This is a genomic window from Pseudomonas sp. GW456-L12, from assembly GCF_059424045.1.
Genome location: NZ_JBWKZA010000065.1, coordinates 1 through 5291 on the forward strand (window position 1 = coordinate 1; position 5291 = coordinate 5291).

Annotated in this window: 3 protein-coding genes and 1 pseudogene; 1 reads left to right on the forward strand and 3 read right to left on the reverse strand. The window is 63.0% G+C overall.

The window, feature by feature from the left end; translation table 11 throughout:
* Positions 1-259: pseudogene (locus tag AC07Y9_RS32060) on the reverse strand (energy transducer TonB); the annotation flags it as partial.
* A 1665-nt stretch (positions 260-1924) separates the two neighbouring features.
* Positions 1925-2713 (reverse strand): DUF4349 domain-containing protein, encoded by a 789-nt coding sequence (locus tag AC07Y9_RS32065; RefSeq protein ID WP_102681444.1) that lies wholly within the window; start codon positions 2711-2713, stop codon positions 1925-1927.
* Between the two features lie 218 nt (positions 2714-2931).
* Here AC07Y9_RS32065 and AC07Y9_RS32070 point away from each other — a divergent pair, with 218 nt between their 5' ends.
* Complete coding sequence (locus AC07Y9_RS32070; RefSeq protein WP_007932643.1) at positions 2932-3345, forward strand: PaaI family thioesterase; 414 nt, start codon at positions 2932-2934, stop codon at positions 3343-3345.
* A gap of 296 nt (positions 3346-3641) precedes the next feature.
* On the opposite strand, the gene rtcR is transcribed toward AC07Y9_RS32070, so the two are convergent.
* Positions 3642-5249, reverse strand: coding sequence for an RNA repair transcriptional activator RtcR (gene rtcR, locus AC07Y9_RS32075; protein ID WP_102681443.1), 1608 nt, complete (start codon positions 5247-5249; stop codon positions 3642-3644).
* Between the last annotated feature and the right edge of the window lie 42 nt (positions 5250-5291).

A 5291-nucleotide genomic window follows, 5' to 3' on the forward strand; every position in this document is an offset into this window, starting at 1 on the left:
GGGTCGGGCTGCTCAGCTCGACGGTCATTTCCGGGATTTCCGGGGGCGTTTCCAGTGGCGCGGCGCGGGTCTGCTGGAAGAACCACCAAGCGCCACCATGGAGCAGGGCCGAGACCGTCACCAGCAACAGCACCTGGCGCTTGCTCAGGCCTCCGGGTTTCGATGCATTGCCCTTATAAGGACGGCCCCGCGCAACCTGGACGACGGCTTCATCGCCCAAGGGCCTCGGCAGGGTTCTGTTCTTTACCGCATCGTTCATTAAAGCTCCCTCGGTTGGATGAAGGGCAATAAGGCACCGTTCGAACATTGGCTGGAATGTTCGAAAGTCGGGTTTAACTTTTTCAAGGGTGAGCAAAAGCCGATAGTTGAACTATCTGGTTGAACGGCCCTGTGCAAACGAGTGGCTTATCGCCTTCGGCTTAGATTGTTCATTACCACTCCCTGGAAGAATGTTGTGGGATGAGCCGGTGTTTGTAATGCACCTGTCTCGTACTCGTTACATATAGCAACCGCTATGCCAGATTGTGTCGGTCTTTATGCAATTGGCGACGGCTCGTAGTGCATGTCGCATTTATATAAAATTGCGAGAAAAACTGGCGCAACAATATATATTCAGCGCCTCGAAAAGTTGACCGTAAATGCTTTTTACGGGCGAGCCTGCCTGCCCTGGGTTATCCGCTTTTCAGCCGGAAACAGGGGCGATCAATGCCGTGGCCAACGCACTAAAAAGTGTCTGGCGAATTGATTTGGTGCAAATAAACAGTGACTAGCCGGTCATTGCCTGGAGGTCCTTGATCTTGTTGTTTTCAGGGCTCTGCGTAGGGCTTCTGTAGTCTTTTACGGCCCGCTCGGGGAGCATTCTTGAGTATCCATGGCGCGCTCGCCTGCCCGCCATTGAGCAGGGCGATGACGGGCCTCTTATTAGCCTGTTGGGGGTACGGATAATTAACCGGTACGTACATTGAGTGTATGTAAACAGCGGTCCGCTCATTACCCAGTGGTCGATGCATTGATATTGAATTGCCTTATTGTCGGACAACGCTCTGATCATCCACTTTTAACGCGCTTTGGCACGTTTGTTTGTTGTCGAATACGCAACGATAGAAATACGGCTTTCGCTCGGTGAAATGTCACCGAGTACAAAATTAAGTTGGCTGCTTAGTGGTTTAAAAACAGTCGACGATCGGTCTTGTCGAGGCTTCTTCCGTCGACGCTACTTGGACAGTGGCGAGACCGGCCTGGGGGCGAATGTTTGTGTCGGGATACGCTGGGCAGTACCTGGGAAGACTGGCTTGGATATCGGTACCGGGAGAGGGTCGGCCTTATAACAGCCGCTACCGCCAGCCTGAAAGTTGCCCCAGCGACTGGAGCAGGGGGCATCGCCAGAGGCTGGCACAGGCAGCGCCGCGTAGCGTGCGCAAGGTCGATCGTCGATGACGCACAGGGCGCGAGGGCCGGTCCGGGCAGGGCTGCCGGACGAGGCGGAACCAGGGGCGAAACGGTGGAGCCAATAGCGGAAAACGCCGGTGAACATGACTGCACATCGCACATGAGACTTCCTTATCGCCAGTCTCAGCTCAACGAGCTTTTGGCTCGCCGTCTGCACTTTATGGGGACGCGGATAGCGTCCGATGATTGCTATTGGTGCGGGTAGGCACCGTCGATGCGGCTCTTGCGGTGGCTCGATTCGCAAGCTGCAGGTGCATGGGAAAAACGTGCCAGTTCCAGGTACGTTCGTGCAATTTTCTTCGCCTATGCCTGCCAGGCATTGTTTGGCGGGGCCTGGCGGTGGGCTGCTGATGTTGGCGGGGCAGGGGGCGGCCCGGCTCGCGATAAAAATCCTCGGGACGACAAGCTCGCCCGTGCCCATAAAAAAGCCCGGCGCATCAGGCCGGGCTTCTTGGGTTTTGCAGAGTGCTGCGACTCAACGACGGCGCACGAACCGGCGCCACAGCCAGACCCAGATCATCACCAGCGGGAAGGCCAGGATCAGGAATGGCAGCACATAGCTGCCTTTCTCCAGGGCTTCGGCGGTACCGTAGGCGAGGTTGTCCAGCAGGTTGTCGAACGCGCGTTGCAGTTTCGAGCCGCGCTGGCTGCTGTCGGTGGGCACGAAGTTCAGGGTCAGGCGGTTGGTGTCGAGCCGGCGCTGGTGCCCGGCGGCGACCTGGGCCAGGGCCTGCAGGTCGTTCTCGATGCTTGCCTGTTCCTTGCTCAGGGCGATCAGGTCGCTGACGGTGATGTCCTTGCGCGCCGCCAACTGGTCGAGGCGTTGCTGCTGGGCCTTGAGCCGTTCCTGCTGGCGTTGTACGTCGGCCACGGCGTCGGCCAGGTCTTCGGCGCTGGTGATGCGTTCGCCGATTTCGGCGCCCTGGGCGGCCAGCGCGACTATCGGTTCGACGCCGTCGGGCACGATGCGCAGGATCACCTGGGCGCGGTACTGGCCTTGTTGCAGGCGCAGGATATTGCAGGCGCCGAACTTGGCGTTTTCGCAGGCTTCGCGGGTGGCGGCCAGGCGCGGCGCGATCTGCGCCGAGGGCAGCGACAGGCTCAGTTCATGTTCATAGGCCAGTTGCGCGCCGGCCTTGCCCTGGGCGCCTCCGACCGCCACCGAGGACGAACGATCGCTGGGGGAACAGGCGGCCAGCAGGGTGCTGAGCAGCACCACGGCGAGGCTGCGCAGCGGGGTGGGGGTGTCGTCCTGAGGGTGCATGGTCGCTCCTTGAAATAAATGATCGTGCCCGGGGCAGGCGGGACGGCTGCGTATCTTATCGTCGATTGCCCGGGGAGGGGCGAGGATGTGGTGTCGCCGCGGCTTATCGCCAAGGATTTGCCGGATGGATACGGCTGGGCGCGGGCACCGCTTCGGGGTACACCTCGGGGACCGATGACCCGCGTCTCGGTCATTGCCATCGGCAACGGAGACCTGTCATGAGCTCGCTCGAGTTACCCGAAGGTTATGCCCCCTTGTCCCGCAGCAGCCCGCTGCTGGAGCTGATCGGCCCGGTGTATTGCCGTGGCAGCGGCTTGCAACTGGAGATCGGCCTGCGCGCCGACCGCCGTCACGCCAACGGTCGTGGCACCGTGCACGGCGGCATCCTCGCCACCCTGGCCGATATCGGCATGGGCTACGCCATGGCCTTCGCCAGCGACCCACCGCTGCCGCTGATCACCGCCAGCATGCACCTGGACTACCTCGGCGCGGTGCAGGTCGGCGAATGGATCGACGTGCGCCTGGAACATTCCAAGCGCGGCCGGCAAATGGCCTTTGCCACCGTCACCCTGCAGGTCGGCGAGCGGGTGGTGGCCAGGGCCAACGCGGTGTTCGCGGTGCCCGGCGGTTGAGAGTGGACGTATCGCCGGCGACAGGTGGTGCAAATGACCTTTACCACCGTGACCTTGCAGGTGGGTGAGCGGGTGGTCGCCAGAGCTGATGCGGTGCCTGCTGGGTGAAGGTGGGCGTATTGCTGGCGACAGCTTTGTGTAGCCGCTGCCGCAGGCTGCGATCGGTCGCGCAGCGGCCGTAACGATGCAGCGCGGTATTGCTGGAAAACCTCGTCGCCGGATTTGGCGGCTGCTACGCAGCCGATCGCAGGCTGCGCCAGCGGCTACAGTGGCGGGGCTGCCGCAGGCAGTTCTCCTTAATCCGCTGGTGCCACTATCTGCTTCCACTCCAGGCCGAAGCGCGCCAGGTACTTGCGCAGGCGGTCGGCGTCATTGGGCTGGGCCTTGGTCTGGCGGGACACGCCAAACAGCTTGCGCCCGGCATCGGACAGGCTGTCGGCCTGGCGACAGACTTCGAGCACCGCCTGCAGTTGCAGGCGGTCGAACAGGTCGAGTTCGGCCGTGTCGCCCAGCAAAGTGGCCAGCGGATCCTGCTCCTGGCTCAAGCCCCAGGCATACCGTAGCCGCTCGATTTCTTCCTCGGCCTGGGCTTCGTCGATGCGCCCGCTGTCGGCCAGGGTGGCCATGCGGGTAATGGACGCCGACAGCTCGCGGAAGTTGCCCAGCCACGCCGCCTCGCTGGAACTGGCAAACGCCAGGTAGCGCCGCCGCGCCTCGAGGTTGAAGCGCACCAGGCGCCCTTGCTCGCGGGCGTGGCGTTCCAGTTCGAAGTCGATGTTCGGCTCGATGTCCTCGCGCCGCCCGGCCAGCCCCGGCAGGTTGAAGGTCCAGAGGTTGATCCGCGCATACAGATCCTCGCGGAACAGGCCCTGGGCGACCCGGCCGCGCAGGTCGCGGTGGGTGCCGGCGATGATCAGGAAGTCGCTGTCCACTTCCTTGTCCGAGCCCATGGGGAAGAAGCGTTTCTCCTCGATGGCCTTGAGCAGCATCGCCTGTTCGTCGAGCCCCAGTTCGCCGATCTCGTCGAGAAACAGCATGCCGCCGTCCGCCGCCCGCAACAGGCCATCGCGGGCGTTCTGGGCGCCGGTGAAGGCGCCCTTGATATGCCCGAACAACGCCGACATGGCGCCGTCGCCGCGCAGGGTGGCGCAGTTGACCTCGACAAAACGCCCCTGGACCTGGTGCCGGCCGCGCTTGAGTTCATAGATGCGCCGGGCCAGGAACGACTTGCCGGCGCCGGTGGGGCCGATCAGCAGCATCGGTGCCCTGGAGCGCAGGGCCACCCGCTCGATCTGTTCGATGGAGCGGTTGAACGCGGCGTTGCGGGTGGCGATCCCGGACTTGAGGAAGGCCAGGCCCTCCAGGCGCTTGCCGGCGAAGCGCGAGGCGATGCGGTCGTAGCGCGACAGGTCGAGGTCGATCAGGGCGTGGGTGCCGGTGGCGTGCTGCTCCGGGTCGCGGCGCCGCGCCGGGGAGGTCTGGATCAGCCGCGCCGGCAGGTAGCGCGCCTCGGTCAGCAGGAACCAGCAGATCTGCGCCACGTGGGTCCCGGTGGTGATGTGCACCAGGTAGTCCTCGCGCTCGGTGTCGAAGGGGTAGGCGCTGGTGAAGTCGTGCAGGGCGCCGTACACCTCCTCGAAATCCCAGGGGTTCTTCAGGCCCATGGGGTGCAGGCGCACCTCGGTCTGCGGCGATACCTGGCGAATGTCGCTGGCCACCCGCTCGGCCAGGCTGACGTCCCGGGCATCGACGCCGTGGATCAGCTCCAGGCGATGGATCAGCACGTCCTGCTGCTGGCACAGGCCGACACTGGGGCGCCAATGGTTCCAGCGGTTGGCGCCCTTGCCGACGCGATCGAGGGTGGAACCGACAAAACCTATGGCGACCGTGGGCTTGCCCGACATGTTTATACCTGAAGATAAAAAACGATAAACAAAGATATAAAA